This is a genomic window from Cupriavidus sp. GW822-FHT02D05 (assembly GCF_058802485.1).
Window position 1 is genome coordinate 36,980 of record NZ_JBXAOE010000046.1, and the last position, 16,748, is coordinate 53,727.

Sequence of the window (16,748 nt, forward strand, 5' to 3'; positions counted from 1 at the left end):
CACCAGCCTCCCTGCCCGCATGGACCAGCGCAAGCGCATTACCCTGAAGGACCTGGCGGCGAAGGCGGATGTCCATTACTCCACCGTTTCCCGGGTGATGAATGCCGCCACGCGGCACCTGGTTGCCGATGAGGTGGCCGAGCGCATCCTGCGCATGGCCGACGAGCTCGGCTTCCGGCCCAACCGCATCGCCGCCGGGCTGCGCACCAAGCGCTCCGGGCTCATCGGCGTGGTGCTGCCGGATATCTCCAACCCCGTGTTCCCGCCGATCCTGGCCGGGCTCGAGGGCGTACTGGCCTCGCATGGCTATGTGCCCATCGTGGTCAATGTGGGCGCCGACAAGACGCGCCAGCGCTTTGTCATCGACCAGATGATGGGCCGCCAGGTCGACGGCCTGATCCTGGCGACCGCCGAGCGCGAGGATGCCGTGCTGGACTACTGCGTCAAGCAGAACATCCCCGTGGTGATGGTCAACCGCGGGGAGGATATCGGCCGGGTGCCCTGCGTGGTCAGCGACAACCTGCTCGGGATGCGGCTCGCCGTCGATCATCTGGTGGCGCTCGGGCATCGCCGCATTGGCCATATCGCCGGGCCGGACTCGCTGTCCACCGGCCACCAGCGCAAGCAGGGTTTTATCGATGCGGTGCGGCGCAACAAGTTGCGCAAAGACGAATGGATGATCGTGGAAGCGGCAAGCTACGGCCGCGAAGCGGGGCGCGAAGCCTGCCGCGCGCTGCTGGCGCAGTTTCCCGCGCTGACCGCGATCGCCGCGGGCAACGACCTGGTGGCGCTGGGATGCTATGACTACCTGCGCGAGGCCGGGATTGCATGCCCGGCGCGCGTCTCGGTGATCGGCCACAACGATATGCCCTTTGTCGATGCGCTCACGCCTGCGCTCACCACCATCCGGATTGCCGTTCACGAGATGGGCGTGCAGGCGGCGACGCTGCTGCTGGCGCGCATCGAGAACGCGAAGGCCGAGGCTGCCAGCGTGGTGCTCCGCCCGGAGCTGATCGTACGCGGCTCGACGGCACCGCCGGCGCACTAGGTGCGCTCTCGCAGGTAGCAACCCGCATTTTCCGGGAATCGCAACGGTGGTCAACTACACATCCTTGTAGTGGGCACGGGCCGTCGGCTTCAAAGCCATGCGCAGCAAGGGCTGCAGCCCATTTCCGGATTGTGCGGACCCGGCGCGGCGGCGTTTTCGGCCTTGATCTTTCGGTGCTTTCATTCACAATGCAAACGATTGCAAAATCGACGCGAGGCAGCCGGAATCAGCCGGAGTTGTGAAGCTGGCGAGGTGTCCTTTGCATGGGCTCACGCCCCGGCTACACCCAGGGATGGGCTGTGCACACCCCTGGACAATGGCCGGCCTCATGCGGATAGGGAAGAATCGCGCTGCCCGCCATGCAGGTTGGCGCATCTCGCGTTGCCGCTTTTCCCGGAGTTTGAGAATAGAGGATTCAAATGATCGTCGCATGCCTTTTCTCCAGGTGCCGGGCATAGGACGCGGCATGGCGATATCCGGCAGCTATCCCAGTCCCGGCGGCGCCTGGCTCGTCGACGACGGCGTGGTGCTGGTCGTTGACGATGACGCGGCCTTGCGCGATGGCATTGCCAGCCTGTTCCGCTCGATGGATATCCAGGTCAGGACCTTTGCTTCCGCGGCCGAGTTCCTGTGCTTTCCGATTCCCGATGTGCCGTGTTGCCTGGTGCTGGATGTGCGCCTCAGGGGGGCCAGCGGGCTGGAACTGCAGGCCATGCTGGCCGAGGTGGGCTGCCCGGTGCCGGTGGTGTTTATCTCCGGCCACGCGGACGTTGCCATGTCGGTCATGGCGATGCGGGCCGGCGCAACGCATTTCCTGACCAAGCCGTTCCGCGACCAGGACCTGCTCGATGCGGTGACGGAGGCCATCGGCAGGGACGTGCAGCGGCGCGCTTGCGAACGGCGCGGGCGCGAACTGAAGGCTGCGTTCGAGACGCTGACATCGCGCGAGCGCGAAGTCATGGCGCTGGCGGCGGCGGGCCTGATGAACAAGCAGATTGCCGACGACGTGGGCCTGAGCACGGTCACGGTCAAGATCCATCGCGCGCAGGCCATGAAGAAGATGGGCGCGCGGACCTTTGCCGAACTGGTGGTGATGGCGCACGTGCTCGGCCTGACCAACGCGGCGGCGCAGGCGTGATCACGATGCGCAGACCCTATTCCCCGCGTCATTCGCTGCGCAAAGGCAGCTTGGGCAACGCCCGCGCGAGGCGGCGCGGCTTGCATGAAAGCGAGGCCTCCCTGGCCGAGGGCCAGCGCATCAGCAAGACCGGCAGCTGGCAATGGTGGCCGGCGCGGCGCGAGATGCGCTGGTCGGCGGAGATGTACCGGCTCTTCGGGCTCGACCCCGCGCCTGGCGCACCGGGCATGCACACCTTGGTGGCGATGATCCATGCCGGCGAGCGTGCCCGCGTGCTCGCCGGCATGGCCCGCGCGTGCAAGGAGGGCACGCCGTTCCAGCAGGAGTTCCGCATTCTGTGCCACAACGGCGAAGAGAAGCACCTCATCTGCGTGGGACAGCCGCGCCGGGGCAGCGAGCACAGCCTGGGCTTTGTCGGCACCGTGGTCGATATCACGGAGCGCCGCCGCGCCGAGGAAGTGCTGCGCGTGGCGCAGGCGGAACTGGCGCACGTGTCGCGCATCGCCGTGCTGGGCGAACTGACGGCATCCATCGCGCACGAAGTCAGCCAGCCGCTGGCGGGCATCATCACGCATGGGGAAGCCTGCCTGCGCTGGCTGGACCGGGCGCAACCCAACCTGGAGGAGGCGCGCAGCGCGGTGCAGCGCATGATCAGCGAGGGCCGGCGCGCCAGCGCCGTCATCGGCCGCACGCGCGCGCTGGCGGCCAAGAGCGTGCCGCAGCGCGCGCCCGTGGACCTGGGCGCCGCCCTGGCTGAATCCCTGGCGCTGCTGATGCCGGAAATGGGCAACCAGGGCGTGGCGGTGTCCGCCCATGTGGCGCCGGGCTTGCCGGCGGTGCTGGGCGATCGCATCCAGCTGCAGCAGGTGCTGATCAACCTCCTGCTCAATGCCATGCAGGCCTGCGCGGCGGTGCCAGCCGGCCTGCGTTCGATCCTGGTGCGGTGCGAACGGCTCGGCGCCGCGCCGCCGCGGGTGCTCTGCACGGTGCAGGACACGGGTCCGGGCATCGCGCCGGCGAACATCCCGAACCTGTTCGACGCATTCTTTACCACCCGGCCCGAGGGCCTCGGCATGGGCTTGTCGATCTGCCGCTCGGTGGTGGAGTCGCACGGCGGGCGCATCTGGGTTGACGAGCAGCCGGGTCCGGGCGCTACATTCCGCTTTACGCTGCCTGTGCGTGAAACGCGCTTATGATTGGCGTCTGACAGATGCCATCCCGCAGCAAGAGCGGCGGTTTTCACACATGCGTTCTCCCGATATTTCGCTTGGCGCCGCGATTCCCGCGGATGCGCCCTCCGCCCTGGCCGTGCTGCTGGGCGACATCGACCGTGCCCAGGATATCGAGGGGCTGGCGGGTGCTGTCTGCACCGCCGCCAGGTTGCTCGGGTTCAATCATTTCTATCTGCGTTACAAGGGGCTGCCGGGCTCCGGCGCGGCCCATGCCGGTTCGCTGACCAGCCTGCCTGGTGGCGCGAGCTTGGCGCTGGAAGCCCACGGCGAGGCCCTCGCGGCGCTGCTGGTCAAGGCGCGCGATTCCCTGGGGCCGGTGGTGTGCAGCAGCGCGGAACCCCTGGTGCGGCCCCCCGATGACGCGGCGCTGGCACGGGCCGAGCTGGACCGCCGGCTGACCGCGGCCATTGCCTTTTCCGCCAGCATGCCAAGCCACGAGATGGGCACGCTGGCGCTGCTGTCGCTCGATGGCAGCGCGGGCGACGACGAGGCCGCCGTCTGTCGCGCGCGCCTGTTCGGCCCGGCCATCACGCAAGCCGTGCTCGATCGTTTCTGCGCGATCGCGCGCGGGCGCGCCGAGCCGGCGGTGTCGCTGACGGCGCGGGAGCTGGAGGTGCTGCGCTGGGTGGCGCTGGGCAAGACTTCCTGGGAGGCCGGGCAGATCCTCGGCATCTCCGAGCATGGCATTTCCCACCACATGCGCAACGTGATGCGCAAGCTGGATGTGGGAAACCGCTTGCAGGCGGTGCGCACGGCGATTGCCCTGGGGCTGCTGCCAGGCGAATAGCGGGGCCGGCGCGGCCAGGGGCGCCCGCGTGATCCTGCGCGCTCCCGTGTCATCCAGCCCGGCGTTATTCGCCCACCGGCGCCATGGCCACCTGCCAGCGCGGCGGGCTGCCGATGCTGGCGCCAAGGTGCTCGCAGAACGCCCGCACCTTGGCGCTGGCGCGCGGCAGCGCGCGCAGCAGGTAGATGCCGGTTTCCGGTTGCGGGGCCAGCCCATCCATCTCCAGCTCGATCAGGCGGCCATCGCCGATATCGCCGCCGATCGACCAGTCCGGCATCAGGGCAATGCCCAGCCCTTGCAGCACCGATAGCCGCCGCGCATCGCAGTCGTCGCACTCGAAGGCGAACATGGCCTGCTGCGCGACGTCGCTGTCCAGCAACTCCCGCCAGCCGCGCATGCTGGTGCTGTGGCGGCGGTCGATCAGCCGGTGGCTGCCCAGCTCGCTGGCGTGCCGCGGCTTGCCATGGCGCGCCAGGTAAGCCGCAGAGGCGCAGATCACGTAGCGCTGGCTGGCCACGCGCTGGGCGATCAGGCTGCTGTCCGCCTGCTGGCCCACGCGGATCACCAGGTCGATGCGCTCCACCACGGGGTCGACGATGCGCTCGGTCAGGTCCAGTTCGATGGCCAGGCGCGGATACTTGTCATAGAGGGCGGCCAGGTGCGGCACCACGTGGCGCCGGCCAAAGGCGGGCAGGCAGCTTACGCGCAGCAGGCCGCTCACGCCCTGCTCCAGCGAGGTGACCTCGCTGCGCGCGTCGGTCATGTCGTGCAGGATCTTGACCGCGCGCTCGAACAGCAGGTTGCCGGCTTCGGTGCGGACCAGCGCGCGGGTGGAGCGGGTAAACAGCGCTACCTGCAGCTCGTTCTCCAGGGAGTCGATCTGGCGGGCTACCGATGAGGCCACCATGCCCTTGCGGCGGGCCACGGCGGAAAAGCTGCGCGCCTGCGCCACCTCGACAAAGATCGAAAGATTCTCCGCAAATTTTGCCGATTCCATTTGTGCGTCCTGTGCAAAGGCGTTTCGCGGCCGGACCGGATTGCCCCGGCCGATGCGACAGGTTAGCATCGAATCCACGCCTTTCGCCCGGGCTATCTTCGCAATTTTGGCAAAAGCACGCCATCGTGCACCTGCCTCGGCGTGCACGATGGCGAGGCGCGGTCACCGCAACAGGAAGAGACAAAATGACAACAAGACTGGAGACAAGCCATTCCGATCAACCCCACGCCGCACGCGGCCAGGCGCTGCTGCGGCGCCTGGCGGCCACCGCCGCGCTGGCGCTCGGCCTTGTTGGCGGCGCCAACGCGCAAACCTACCCGGCCAAGCCGGTCACGCTGATTATCCCGTTTGCGGCCGGCGGCACGGTCGACAAGGTAGGCCGCATGGTCCAGGAGGACTTCCGCGGCCGCCTTGGCCAGACGGTGGTCATCGAGAACCGCGCTGGCGCGGGCGGCACCATCGGCACGGGCGCCATCGCCCGCAGCGCGCCGGACGGCTACACGGTGGGGATGATCTTCGACTCGTTCGCCACCGAATCGTCGATGTACCCCAAGCTGCCATACGCGCCAGAGCGTGACCTGACCGGCGTGTCATACATGGTGCGCTCGCCCATGGTGCTGGTGGTGCCGGCCAGCTCGCGGTTCCAGACGCTGCAGGATTACGTGGCCGCCGCGAAGAAGCCGGCCACCGTTTCTTATGCATCGGTGGGTGCCGGCAGCTCCAACCAGCTAGCGGCCGAGTTGTTCCACGAGACCGCGGGCACCAGTGGCATCCACACCCCTTACAAGGGCGGCGGCCCGGCCATCTCGGATCTGCTTGGCGGCCACGTCGATTCGATGATCGCCAGCCTGCCGCTGGTGCTGCCGCATATCCAGGGCGGCAAGCTGCGCGCGCTGGCGGTGACCTCGCCCAAGCGCGATGCGCACCTGCCCGCGGTGCCGGCGATCGCCGAGACCTACAAGGGCTTCGAAGTCTATTCGTGGGTCGGCATGATCGCACCGGCCAAGACGCCGGAGGCCATCCTGAACCGGCTGGCGGCTGACATGAGCGCTACCCTGCGCGACCCCAAGGTGGCGCAGCGCCTGGCCGACGGCGGCTTCGAGGTGGTGGCGGGTGGCCGGCAGGAGATGAATGCACTGGTCAAGAGCGAGTCGCAGCGCTGGTCCCGCGTGATCAAGAGTCGCAATATCGTGGCCGACTGAGCATCGCATCATGAAATCCTTCGTCTACCAAAGCCATCCGCAGCGCGTGGTGTTTGGCGCCGGCGCGCTGGCCCGGCTCGGCGCCGAGATCGACGCGCTGGGCGCGCGTCGCGTCCTGGTGCTGTCCACGCCAGGCCAGCGCGGCCAGGCCGAGCATGTGGCGGACCTGCTGGGCGAGCGTGCCGCGGGCGTCTTCGACGGTGCCGTGATGCACGTGCCGATCGAATCCGCGCGCGCTGCCCGCGAGCAGGCCGCGCGCCTGGGCGCGGATGGCGCGGTGGCGATCGGCGGCGGCTCCACCATCGGGCTGGGCAAGGCTATCGCGCTGGAGTCGGGCCTGCCGATCGTGGCGGTGCCAACCACCTACTCGGGGTCCGAGATGACGCCGATCTTCGGCCTGACCGAAGGCGGCATCAAGCGCACCGGCCGCGACGCGCGCGTGCTGCCGCGCACCGTGGTGTACGACCCCGAGCTCACACTCGGCCTGCCGCTGATGCTGAGCGTGACCAGCGGCATCAACGCCATCGCGCACGCCGCCGAAGGGCTCTACGCGAGCGATGCCAATCCCGTCACCAGCCTCATGGCGCGCGAAGGCATCGCCGCGCTGGGCCGTGCGCTTCCCGCCATCCGCCAGGCGCATGCCAGCGGCAGCGCGCCGGACAGGCTGGCCGCGCGCAGCGATGCGCTGTATGGCGCGTGGCTGTGCGGCAGCGTGCTGGCCAACGTTGGCATGTCGCTGCATCACAAGCTGTGCCATACGCTGGGCGGCAGCTTCAACCTGCCGCACGCCGAGGTGCACACCATCGTGCTGCCGCATGCGCTGGCCTATAACGCGAGTGCCGCGCCGGGGGCGATCGCCACGGTAGCATCGGCGCTTGGCGTGCTCAGCGCGCCACAAGCGCTGTTCGATCTGGCCCGCGACAATGGCGCACCGGTTGCGCTGCGCGATATCGGCATGCAGGACTACGATCTGGATCGTGCTTGCGAGCTTGCCTTGCTGAACCAGTACCCGAATCCGCGCCCGCTGGAGAGGGCGGCGATCCGGCAGTTGCTGCAGGATGCGTTTGATGGGGCGCGGCCTGCCTGAGCGTGTTGCATGCGCGCTTGCGTGCATGCTTCCTGGGCAGCCCTGGCTAGGTTACTGCCGCACGCAGAGCGAGAACCAATCCCTCCAGCGCCCCCCTATGCTCCGCGCGGCGTAGCCAGATTGCTCCCACGGCAGGCAAATCCCACTGCAGCGCGTGAGGTAGCATGGCACTGCCTAGTGCGACCAGTTCTTCTGCCACGCCACGCGGCACGATGGTGATTGCCCGCGGCCGCATGCGCAGTAGTGCGGCCATTGTCTTGATCGAGAACGTTTCCACGATCGCGACCGGCGGAGCCGCGCCGGCCGTTGCGAACAGCGTATCGATCGTGCGCCGGATTGGCGTGTGGTTCGGGGGAAGGATCCAATCTAATCCCGCCAGTTGCGCCCAGTTCAGAGCCGACGCGTTCAAGCGCCGAGCCGCCGCCGCATGCACAACAATCGTGGGCTCCTCGGCATAGAGCTGCGTTTGCACGATATCTTCACCGGGAGAGCAGTAGATACGCGCAATGGCGCAGTCGAGCTCATGCGCGCGCAACGCTGCCACAAGTTCGTCAGTCGTCCCCTCATGCACCAGCACGGATACTGCGGGTGTCTGCCCCAGGCAGTGGGCGCAGACCGCATCCAACACCGCAGTGGACACGTACGGGATCACACCAAGACGTAGCCGTCCTTGCAGGCCTGCCTCAATGGCGGTCAGCTCGTGTCCCAGCGCCTCCGTATCCGCCATCACCAGGCGCGCGTGGGCCAGCACGGCCGCCCCGGTCGCGGTTGGCTCCAGCCCTCGCCGCGCGCGAATGAACAGCGGCGCCAGGAATATCTCCTCGACTTCGTGAAGCGCCTTTGTCACAGCCGGCTGCGACAGGTTCATCTCAGCCGCGACGCGCGAGACAGAGCGCTGCTTCTCCAGTGCAAGCAGCAAGGTCAGATGCCGGAATCTGAGCCGGGTGGCCAAACTGTGCTGAAGACGACCAGACGTTGTCATGATTCAAGTTCCCGATGTGAAATAACCGCAGGGTTATGCAACGATAATAAATATCAGTCAAAAAAATATGCGATTTCAATAAACTCAATCGCATTCACTATAAGTTCCATCTATTTCACGAAATCATCCTGAGTTATCCAAAATGCCACTGACGGACCTCAATCACTTTCTGGTTATCGCAAAAGATATCGAGGCGTCGCGTCGCTTCTATGTTGACGCCCTTGGCATGCGCGAGGGCGATCGTCCATGGGCGCCGTTCCCCGGGTACTGGCTTGCCATCGGATCCCACGTCTGCGTGCATCTGGCCTGCGCCAGCGATGACGAGCAACTGCTGGCCTACTTCGACCGTAAGCCCGGAGCGTCTCCGACCGGGGGCGGTGCGGTGGACCATATTGCTTTCTTCGCCTCGGGGCTCGTGGAGTTTGAAGAGCGGTTCACACGCCTTTCGATCTCTATGCGCCGGCGCAGCCTGCCCCAATCCGGCCTTGAACAGATCTTTATCTCCGATCCCGATGGCGTCTCGATCGAGCTCAATTTCCCGAACCGATAAGCCTCCAGTCCAACCTCACTATCCGAATCCAACATGAACAAACGCGCCGAAATTCCCTACGAGTTTTCCATGGTCAACGCTGATGAAGCTATGCAGCGCGCCAGCTCCCTGGTCGCCACGCTTAGAGAGCGCGCCCCGGCGTGTGAAGCCGCCCGGGTTCCCTTGCCCGAAACGTTGCGAGATCTGCATCAGCTAGGCCTGTTTCGTTACCATCAGCCGCAGTCCCGCGGCGGCATGGAGCTGGACTACGTCGCGATCATCGACATCTCCGCCGAAATCGCACGCGGGTGCCCGTCGACAGCCTGGAACGTGGCGAACCTTGGCTCGCATCACTTCCTGCTTTCGCTCTACCCGCAACAAGCGCAAGAGGATGTCTGGGGCGCGTCGCCGGATCACCTGATTGCCTCGGCCCTTGCGTTCCCGGCGGGACGCGGCAAAAAGGTGGACGGCGGCTTCGTCATCTCCGGCAGCTGGCCATTCTCCAGCGGCGTCGACGCAAGCGAATGGAACATGCTGGCCGTCACCATCAGGAGTGCTCCCGATGCGCCGCCTACCGATCACCGACTGTGCCTTGTGCACAAGCGCGACTACGAGGTCGTCGACAACTGGTTCGCGGCCGGCCTGAAAGGCACCGGCAGCAAGCAGGTCGTTTGCAATGAGATCTTTGTCCCCATGCACCGCGCTCTTTGCATGGCCGACATCCGTGGCGGCGAACATCCCGCGTCTGCGGCGAATCCGGGACCGCTGTTCCGGCTTCCCCTTGTGGCATTGGGTGGGCACACCCTTGCCGGCCCCGCCCTTGGCAACGCGCAAGCGGCGCTCGAGATCTTCCTGGAGAGCAACCGAAGCCGCAAGACGCACTACACGGCGGCCAAGATCAGCGATTTCCAGGCCGTGCAGATCAAGGTCGCTTCCGCCTCGGCGCAAATCGACGCAGCCCGCACGCTGTTGCGGGCGGACGCGGCCGAGGTCATGGCGATCGCCCGTGGCGGCCAGGTTCCTGACCTGCACGCGAAGCTGAAGTACCGCAAGAACGCGGCGTTCTGCGTGCAACTGTGCACGCAGGCGGTCGATACCATTTTCTCCATGACCGGGGCCAACGGACTCTATGAAAACAGTCCGCTGCAACGTTGTTTCCGGGACGCGCATGCTATTCAGTCTCATGTGAACTTTGCCTTTGATGTGGCTGGTAGCGCGTTTGGCCAGCATGCCCTGGGGGGGCAAGTCACGAATCCCATGCTGTGACTATGAGACAAGGAACCTCCATGTCGTCAAACGTCCAATGCCAACAATCGGCGCCGGGCGAGGATGCCGCGCAAAGCAAGCCTTCCGCGGAAGAAGCCAAGCGGTTGCGGATGGCCTTCTCCGCATTTGCCACGGGCGTCACCATCGTCACCACCACAGCGCCCGACGCCACGCTGGTGGGCCTTACCGTCAATTCATTCAGCTCCTTATCCATGAGCCCGCCGCTGCTAGCGTGGAGCCTGTTTGTCGATTCGAGATATCGCAGTGCTTTCCAGGCCGCCGATTGCTTCACCGTCAACGTGCTCAGCCACCGACAGGCCAGCCTCGCGCAGCGGTTCGCAAAGCCGACGGAGAACAGGTTCGACGGCGTTGCAAAACGCAGGCTCGACGGCGGGGGCATCGTCCTCGACGAGTCCATGGCTTGGTTCCACTGCCGACGCGAGCATAGTCTCTACCTCGGAGACCACATCATGTTTGTGGGCCGCGTCGTTGAGTTCCACGAAGAATCGGCGTCTCCCCTGATCTTCTGGCGAAGCCGATTCCTGGAAGACCGTCAATCGGAAGCCCGGCGCTGATCTGGTTTGTGAACACACTCGGTTGTTAGCCGCCACATCGCTGGACACTGAGGATGTCTCCTCCGCGTCCAGCGGATACCTGAACGCTTCCTCGTTCGAAACCTATTCCGTATCGAAACAACAATTCCGATCCACGCATCGGCAAGGGAGGATTTTCACCAAATTTTCCATCACGAGATAAGACATCAATTATTTAAATGATCACAACATGCCTTGGCTGGTAACAATGGAGGAGAATCATGATAAAAAAAATAACGCAAAAACGAAGCAGACGAATCCTCGCACTACTCCCGATACTCCTGGGATCCCAGGGGGCGGCGCATGCCGCAGGCGCCCAGCTTTACGGCGCCGTCGACACCTTCCTTGGCAGCAGCAAGGCCAGTGGCGATCCGAAATCCGTGCTCGGCGTCCAAAGTGGTGGCATGACGACGTCCTTTTGGGGCTTTGCCGGCAGTGAAGACCTCGGCAACGACCTGACAGTCAACTTCCGGATCGAGTCCTACTTTCTCGCGGATACCGGCGCCGGCGGACGCGCCGCGGGCGACGCGCTGTTCGCACGCAATGCCTACGTCGGCATGGAAAGCAAAGTGGGCGAGATACGCACCGGCCGGCTGGCTAACCCGATGTTCCTCGCTACCGCGCTCTTCGACCCCTTTGGCGGTTCGACCAAGTTTTCCCCTTTGCTCAATGTACTCTGGACACCATCGTATGGCCGCTATTTCGCAGCGGACACCGGCTGGAGCAATGCGGTCGGCTACTACACTCCCGAGATCAACGGCCTGTCTGGCCGCTTCGTCTATGGACTGGGGGAGGTGGCCGGGACCAACTCCAGCAACAATGCCGTTGCCATGCTGCTATACGACAAGGCGCCCTGGGGCGCGACCTTCGCGATCCAGCGCACGCGCGTGGGCGCTGGCTTTCTTGCAAAGAGCTGGGCACAGACCGCAATGGCTGCTGCCGTCTCCTACGACTTCAACTTCCTCAAGGCGTTTGTTCAATACGACAGCACGCGAAACAGCGGGGACAGCATCAAGACCGATACGGTACAGGTTGGGATGACCGTGCCCTACGGAAATGGAAAATTCATGGCATCCGCAGTGCGGACTGTCATCAGAGCCGACGGCGTTGCCACTATCCGGCGCAGCGATCTTGGGTTTGGCTATGACTACTTCCTCTCCAAGCGAAGCGACCTGTATGCCAACGTGCTCTACGACAAGTTGAGCCACCTGGGCAGCGGGACCGCTTTCGGCGTTGGTATCCGGCACAAGTTCTGATCGGGAGGCTGCCCGACCGGCAGCCTCCGTCATCTTGTCAAGCTCAGGGCTTCAGGGACTTCACGTCCATGGCTTCATCGAGCCAATCGAAGATCTTCCGCCCCCCCGCGGCTTCCGCACCTGCCTGGCAATGCTCACCGACGGCCTCCGACGACGGGAAGCGCATCAGCGTCTTTTCGCAAGTCAACGCGTCGTACAGTTTCTGCGGTTGCCCTTCGAAGAATCCCTCCTGCTCAGAATCGATCACCAGGGTGGCCGCCCGCACCTGGGCGGCATCGGCAGCCACATAGGGCTTCGTGCTGTTGACGTAGTCAAAGGCGTTGTCCACGCCGAATACCAGCTTGCCGTGGTTGACTGCCCATCGGGACATCGTATCCGTCTTGATGGCAGCGTTCACGGCCTGGTCGAAGCGTTCGCGGTTGGCAGGCACGGCTTCCGGGAAGCGAGCGGATACGACGTCGTGGAAGCTGTAGAGCCCGCCATTGGCAACCAGCGCCCGGATCCGGTGATCCTTGGCTGCGGCGATGGGGGCGAGCACGCCCCCGAGGCTGATGCCGAGCAGCGCGATACGGGAGGGGTCGACGTCCGCGCGCGTGAGCGCGAAGTCGATCACCGGGGAAACGACCTTGTCCCAGTCGGGACGGAACGCGCGCCGGGTCTCGCGCACCACCTCGCCCTGGCCCGGTCCGTCGAATGCCACGACCGTGTATCCGCGCTCAGCCGCGGCCATGCCGGGAAACACCACCAGTTCTTCCTTGTTTCCGTCGAATCCCGAGTGGCAGATGAGTGTCGGGCGCTTGCCGGCCGGCGTACCCTTCTTCTTGACGACATAGCCGGGCAGCCACGCGCCTTCATAGGGAATCTCTACGCGCGTGACCTCGAAATCCAGGCCGGGAATCGCGGCTGTGAACGCGGAGCGACTGGCGCGGCCCGATGCCAGGATGCGGGGATCGTCCGTGTTCGCATGCAGATAGAAGTCCGCGATCATGAAGTACATCGCCGCGCGCAGATACGTCTGCGACGCGCTCTTCAGATGCCCTTTTTCCTGCGCTTCGTCCGCAGTCGCCTTGAGCCTTTCTGCCAGAGTGTTCCAGGCCTCGTACCAGCCTTCATCGTCGCCCGGCGTCAGGCGGCCCGCAATCTGAAGGACTTCCTGCACATCCGAGCCTCCATAGTAGGCGTGGCCAAGAATGCGAAGAAGCTCGAAATGGTACGAGTGATCGATAGATAGTTTCATTGTGCCGGGTGGGTTGGTGGTGGCGAGAGCCCCCGCGTTGCATGCGAGGGGAGTCTGGTCAAGCAACAGGCGGCCCGGTGCCTTCCCGGGGGGAATGCGTTGCTAGCGTGCACCTGAATCATCTTGTTGAAGATGAAAAATCGAAACACCTGTTGCTAACCGTAGTTTCCTATAGGAAACTGCCGTTGGCAAGGCCTCGCTTGCAACGGCCTTGCCTAGGCTGTCGCCGCGACCTTTACCGCGAAGGTGTCTACAGCTTCGTCAAAGCACCAACGCAGCACCACCACTGGAATTCAGTCTTGCTTCCACCAGACCATCAGCGCTTCGCATTCCTCGTCTCCGGCTGCCTCGTAGCGGTGTGGGAGCGAGCTGGAAAAATGCAACGAATCACCCGGATTCAACAGCAGCTTCTTGCGGCCCCGGATGCTGATCTCCAGGCCGCCACGAATGACGTAGATCAGCTCGTTGCCAACATGGCCCATCTGCTGGAGCTCCGGGGCATGAGGGCGATACACCTGCCGCATGATCACGATGTTGCCGTGCTCCGCGCCGCCGAGAAGGATGTCCCGGTGGACCGCGGGATGCTCGATGCCGACCTGGCTTCCGGCTCGTACCAGCTTGACGAAGGGCTTCGCACTCTCGGCATCGGCCTCGAAGAACCAGTCACCGGGGTTGGTCTGCAGCGCCGCGAGCAGTTTTGAGAACACTTCCACCGTCGGCACCATCTTGTTGTTTTCGATCTTCGAGATGGTGGAGATGGCAAGCCCGCTATGGGCCGCAAGATGCCGCACCGACCAACCGCGCTCCAGGCGTTTCTGCTTGATGCGCTGACCGTCCGCTGCTGGGCGCGCTTCGGTGGCCGGGGCGGGCCTGGCCGGGGTTGATGCAGGTGAGGTTTTGGGGGTGGTCTTCTTACTGGTAGTCATGGCAGCGAGTTTTCAGATCGTCTGCAATTGTTGCACATCCCGTTTTTTCACCACCACAGGGCCATCAAGAGCCCTCCAACTTAGCCATATCAACAAGAAGGAGACTGAATGAAACGCCTGAAACGCCATTCCCTGTGCCGCATTGGACTTGTGGCGACCGCGCTTGTGGTTTCAGCGGCGAGCGCCCAGCCGAGCCCGGATGTGGTTCGCATCGTTGTGCCGTTTCCTGCCGGAAACGCGCTGGACGCCAGTGCGCGCATGCTCGCCGAGAACCTCCGGCGAACCACCAAGCGGCAATATTTCGTCGAGAACAAGCCCGGGGCTGGTGGCCTGATCGGCACGGCCGAAGTTGCGCGCGCCAAGCCAGATGGCAGCGTGCTGCTTTTCACAACAGGCGGACATTCGACCAATGCTGTCTTGTACACGAAGCTGCCCTATGACTCTCTACGCGACTTCACGCCGATCACGCTGCTGACCACCGCACCAGGGTTCGTGGTTCTTGTGCGCACGGACTCGCCGTATAAGGACCTGAGGCAGTTGATCAAGGACGCGCACGCACGGCCGGGCACGGTGAGCTATGCATCCTGGGGCACTGGCAACACCACCCACTTGATTGGCGAGCTGTTTGCACGCTCGGCGGGCATCAAGGTATTGCACGTGCCCTACAAAGCTTCGCCGATCAGCGACATCCTGGGTGGCCACGTCGACTACACATTCATGGCGTCGTCCCTGGCCGCTCCGTTGATCCAGGAGGGCAAGGCACGCGCGCTCGCGATTTCAAGCGCGCAGCGTGTCAAGGAAATGCCTGCGGTCCCCACGCTACGCGAACTCGGCATCAGGGACGTCGACATTCCTGCCTGGTCCGGCCTGCTTGCGCCGGCTGGCCTGTCACAGCAGGCTGCCGCTGAGCTACAGCGCGAGGTGGCGGTTGCTGCGCAACGTCCCGAGTACCAGGCCTTCTTGAAGACGTCGGGCGGCCAGCTGGTGCTGTCCACGCCAGTGCAGTTCAGCAGCTACTTGTCTAGCGAGATACAGCAATACCGGAAACAGCTCGCGCCCCTGGGCATCAAGATGGACTGACCTTCCCGATCGCCTGCCGCTTCGATGAGGGCCGGCGATATGTTTGTAATCAGTGCGCCAGCGCCGCCACGCGCTCACCCACGTATTCACCCATCGCCAGCGATGCCGTCAGCCCGGGCGACTCGATGCCAAACAGGTTGATCAGGCCGGGAATCCCGTGCTCGCTCGCGTCTTGCACGATGAAGTCGGTTGCACTGTTGTGCATCGACGAGCCTGGGCCCGCCAGGCGTGGGCGGATGCCGGTGTAGCCGGGCTGCAGGTCGCCGTCGCGCAGGGCGGGGTAGTAGCGGCGCACAGCCTGGTAGAACACGGCTTCGCGCGATGCGTCGAAGCTGTAGTCCACGCCGTCGCGCCAGTCCAGGTCGGGGCCGAACTTGCACTGCCCGCCCAGGTCCAGCGTAACGTGCGCGCGCAGCGCGCCTTCGCGGCCGGTGGGATAAACCAGGCGGCGAAAGGGCGAGGGGCGGCAGAGCGTGAAGTAGTGGCCGATGGCGTAGTAAAGCGGCGGGATCTTGCCGGCAGGCATGCCGGCGATGGCCGCGGCCACGCGCTGCGCGCCGAGGCCGGCGGCGTTGATCACGGTGCCGCACCGCAACTCCATCGGCTCTGCCCCGCCCACCTGCAGTACGATGCCGTCCGGCGTTGGCCGTCCCGCCAGCACGGGGCTGTTCAGCGCCAGCGCCGCGCCGTGGCGCTGCGCGTCGCCCAGGTAGGCCAGCATCAGGCCGTGGCTGTCGACGATGCCGGTGGAGGGCGACAGCAGCGCGCCCGCGCATGCCACCTCGGGTTCCAGGTCGCGGGCCTCGTCGGCGCCGATGAGGCGCAGGTCGGTGACGCCTTGGGCGGCACCGAGCTGCACGTACTTGTGCAACTCGGGAATGGCGGCCTCTTGCACCGCCACGATCAGCTTGCCGATGCGTTGGTGGCCGATGCCGCGTTCGGCGCAGTAGGCGTATAGCGCTTGCTTGCCGGCTACGCAGAGCTTGCCCTTTAGCGATCCCGGGGCGTACGAGATGCCTGCATGGATGACTTCTGAGTTGCGGGCGCTGGTGTGGGTGCCGAAGGTGTTCTCGGCTTCGAGGATGATGACTTCGCGGCCGGCGGCGGAGAGGGTGCGGGCGATGGCTAGGCCGGTGACGCCGGCGCCGATGACGGCGCAGTCAACTTGTTCCATTTTGGTTTGGTTCTGGTTGATGGGGGATTGGGTTGTTGGTTGTAACTGCAACTGCTTTAAGTCAAAGGCAGCTGCAGTTTCACCACCCCTGCGGGGCGGCGACCTACTTTTTTGTCTCGCCAAAAAAGTAGGCAAAAAAGGCGCGCCGGATGGGGCGACTACCTCCTCGGGCTTCGACGAAAAGAGCGGCCGGGACCCAAACTCGCATCGCCTT

The 16,748-nt window shown here is 64.8% G+C and carries 16 protein-coding genes; 11 read left to right on the top strand and 5 right to left on the bottom strand.

What is annotated here, in order from left to right; genetic code table 11:
* Window positions 1–19: 19 nt before the first annotated feature.
* The 4 genes from AC1RQK_RS37405 (at window position 20) to AC1RQK_RS37420 (ending at window position 4,205) form a co-directional block, all read left to right on the top strand.
* A complete protein-coding gene (locus AC1RQK_RS37405) occupies window positions 20–1,048 on the top strand; it encodes a LacI family DNA-binding transcriptional regulator (protein ID WP_492814506.1) in 1,029 nt (342 codons plus the stop codon).
* Window positions 1,049–1,514: 466 nt separating this feature from the next.
* Window positions 1,515–2,186, top strand: a complete 672-nt coding sequence (locus AC1RQK_RS37410; RefSeq protein WP_492370962.1) for a response regulator transcription factor — start codon at window positions 1,515–1,517, stop codon at window positions 2,184–2,186.
* 80 nt (window positions 2,187–2,266) lie between these two features.
* Window positions 2,267–3,382, top strand: a complete 1,116-nt coding sequence (locus AC1RQK_RS37415) for a PAS domain-containing sensor histidine kinase (RefSeq protein WP_492370901.1) — start codon at window positions 2,267–2,269, stop codon at window positions 3,380–3,382.
* Window positions 3,383–3,431: 49 nt separating this feature from the next.
* On the top strand, window positions 3,432–4,205 hold the full coding sequence (locus tag AC1RQK_RS37420; RefSeq protein WP_492814508.1) for a helix-turn-helix transcriptional regulator: 774 nt from the start codon (window positions 3,432–3,434) through the stop codon (window positions 4,203–4,205).
* A gap of 64 nt (window positions 4,206–4,269) precedes the next feature.
* On the opposite strand, the gene AC1RQK_RS37425 is transcribed toward AC1RQK_RS37420, so the two are convergent.
* The gene (locus AC1RQK_RS37425) at window positions 4,270–5,202 is read right to left on the bottom strand and encodes a LysR family transcriptional regulator (protein WP_492814510.1); all 933 of its coding nucleotides are present in this window, start codon (window positions 5,200–5,202) and stop codon (window positions 4,270–4,272) included.
* Between the two features lie 185 nt (window positions 5,203–5,387).
* On the opposite strand from AC1RQK_RS37425, the gene AC1RQK_RS37430 reads away from it, so the two are divergent.
* Together AC1RQK_RS37430 and AC1RQK_RS37435 are read left to right on the top strand one after the other, a co-directional pair.
* Window positions 5,388–6,404, top strand: a complete 1,017-nt coding sequence (locus AC1RQK_RS37430; protein ID WP_416050847.1) for a tripartite tricarboxylate transporter substrate binding protein — start codon at window positions 5,388–5,390, stop codon at window positions 6,402–6,404.
* Between the two features lie 10 nt (window positions 6,405–6,414).
* Entirely contained in the window at window positions 6,415–7,491 is a 1,077-nt protein-coding gene (locus AC1RQK_RS37435; RefSeq protein ID WP_492370898.1) for a maleylacetate reductase, read from the top strand.
* Between the two features lie 46 nt (window positions 7,492–7,537).
* Here AC1RQK_RS37435 and AC1RQK_RS37440 read toward each other — a convergent pair whose 3' ends face one another.
* A complete protein-coding gene (locus tag AC1RQK_RS37440; protein ID WP_492370897.1) occupies window positions 7,538–8,473 on the bottom strand; it encodes a LysR family transcriptional regulator in 936 nt (311 codons plus the stop codon).
* A 142-nt stretch (window positions 8,474–8,615) separates the two neighbouring features.
* On the opposite strand from AC1RQK_RS37440, the gene AC1RQK_RS37445 reads away from it, so the two are divergent.
* The 4 genes from AC1RQK_RS37445 to AC1RQK_RS37460 all read left to right on the top strand — a co-directional run bounded on the left by AC1RQK_RS37445 (window position 8,616) and on the right by AC1RQK_RS37460 (window position 12,117).
* A complete protein-coding gene (locus tag AC1RQK_RS37445; protein ID WP_492814513.1) occupies window positions 8,616–9,023 on the top strand; it encodes a VOC family protein in 408 nt (135 codons plus the stop codon).
* Between the two features lie 33 nt (window positions 9,024–9,056).
* A complete protein-coding gene (locus AC1RQK_RS37450) occupies window positions 9,057–10,268 on the top strand; it encodes an acyl-CoA dehydrogenase family protein (protein WP_492814515.1) in 1,212 nt (403 codons plus the stop codon).
* A 20-nt stretch (window positions 10,269–10,288) separates the two neighbouring features.
* Complete coding sequence (locus AC1RQK_RS37455; RefSeq protein ID WP_492370894.1) at window positions 10,289–10,843, top strand: flavin reductase family protein; 555 nt, start codon at window positions 10,289–10,291, stop codon at window positions 10,841–10,843.
* Between the two features lie 239 nt (window positions 10,844–11,082).
* Window positions 11,083–12,117, top strand: a complete 1,035-nt coding sequence (locus tag AC1RQK_RS37460) for a porin (protein ID WP_492814517.1) — start codon at window positions 11,083–11,085, stop codon at window positions 12,115–12,117.
* Window positions 12,118–12,160: 43 nt separating this feature from the next.
* Here the strand turns inward: AC1RQK_RS37460 and AC1RQK_RS37465 are convergent, their stop codons facing one another.
* Both AC1RQK_RS37465 and AC1RQK_RS37470 read right to left on the bottom strand, forming a co-directional pair.
* Window positions 12,161–13,420, bottom strand: coding sequence for an alpha/beta hydrolase family protein (locus tag AC1RQK_RS37465; RefSeq protein ID WP_492814519.1), 1,260 nt, complete (start codon window positions 13,418–13,420; stop codon window positions 12,161–12,163).
* A gap of 227 nt (window positions 13,421–13,647) precedes the next feature.
* On the bottom strand, window positions 13,648–14,280 hold the full coding sequence (locus AC1RQK_RS37470; RefSeq protein WP_492370891.1) for a helix-turn-helix domain-containing protein: 633 nt from the start codon (window positions 14,278–14,280) through the stop codon (window positions 13,648–13,650).
* Window positions 14,281–14,388: 108 nt separating this feature from the next.
* Between AC1RQK_RS37470 and AC1RQK_RS37475 the strand changes: the two genes are divergently transcribed.
* The gene (locus AC1RQK_RS37475) at window positions 14,389–15,360 is read left to right on the top strand and encodes a Bug family tripartite tricarboxylate transporter substrate binding protein (RefSeq protein ID WP_492814521.1); all 972 of its coding nucleotides are present in this window, start codon (window positions 14,389–14,391) and stop codon (window positions 15,358–15,360) included.
* 49 nt (window positions 15,361–15,409) lie between these two features.
* Here the strand turns inward: AC1RQK_RS37475 and AC1RQK_RS37480 are convergent, their stop codons facing one another.
* Window positions 15,410–16,534, bottom strand: a complete 1,125-nt coding sequence (locus AC1RQK_RS37480; RefSeq protein ID WP_492814523.1) for an NAD(P)/FAD-dependent oxidoreductase — start codon at window positions 16,532–16,534, stop codon at window positions 15,410–15,412.
* Between the last annotated feature and the right edge of the window lie 214 nt (window positions 16,535–16,748).

What these genes read in the sequence shown, in the direction of transcription:
- AC1RQK_RS37435 (WP_492370898.1), top strand. Translation starts at nt 6,415, where the DNA reads ATGAAATCCTTCGTCTACCAAAGCCATCCGCAGCGCGTGGTGTTTGGC.
- AC1RQK_RS37430 (WP_416050847.1), top strand. Translation starts at nt 5,388, where the DNA reads ATGACAACAAGACTGGAGACAAGCCATTCCGATCAACCCCACGCCGCA.
- AC1RQK_RS37445 (WP_492814513.1), top strand. Translation starts at nt 8,616, where the DNA reads ATGCCACTGACGGACCTCAATCACTTTCTGGTTATCGCAAAAGATATC.
- AC1RQK_RS37405 (WP_492814506.1), top strand. Translation starts at nt 20, where the DNA reads ATGGACCAGCGCAAGCGCATTACCCTGAAGGACCTGGCGGCGAAGGCG.
- AC1RQK_RS37470 (WP_492370891.1), bottom strand. Translation starts at nt 14,280, where the DNA reads ATGACTACCAGTAAGAAGACCACCCCCAAAACCTCACCTGCATCAACC.
- AC1RQK_RS37475 (WP_492814521.1), top strand. Translation starts at nt 14,389, where the DNA reads ATGAAACGCCTGAAACGCCATTCCCTGTGCCGCATTGGACTTGTGGCG.
- AC1RQK_RS37425 (WP_492814510.1), bottom strand. Translation starts at nt 5,202, where the DNA reads ATGGAATCGGCAAAATTTGCGGAGAATCTTTCGATCTTTGTCGAGGTG.
- AC1RQK_RS37450 (WP_492814515.1), top strand. Translation starts at nt 9,057, where the DNA reads ATGAACAAACGCGCCGAAATTCCCTACGAGTTTTCCATGGTCAACGCT.
- AC1RQK_RS37420 (WP_492814508.1), top strand. Translation starts at nt 3,432, where the DNA reads ATGCGTTCTCCCGATATTTCGCTTGGCGCCGCGATTCCCGCGGATGCG.
- AC1RQK_RS37460 (WP_492814517.1), top strand. Translation starts at nt 11,083, where the DNA reads ATGATAAAAAAAATAACGCAAAAACGAAGCAGACGAATCCTCGCACTA.
- AC1RQK_RS37455 (WP_492370894.1), top strand. Translation starts at nt 10,289, where the DNA reads ATGTCGTCAAACGTCCAATGCCAACAATCGGCGCCGGGCGAGGATGCC.
- AC1RQK_RS37440 (WP_492370897.1), bottom strand. Translation starts at nt 8,473, where the DNA reads ATGACAACGTCTGGTCGTCTTCAGCACAGTTTGGCCACCCGGCTCAGA.
- AC1RQK_RS37410 (WP_492370962.1), top strand. Translation starts at nt 1,515, where the DNA reads ATGGCGATATCCGGCAGCTATCCCAGTCCCGGCGGCGCCTGGCTCGTC.
- AC1RQK_RS37480 (WP_492814523.1), bottom strand. Translation starts at nt 16,534, where the DNA reads ATGGAACAAGTTGACTGCGCCGTCATCGGCGCCGGCGTCACCGGCCTA.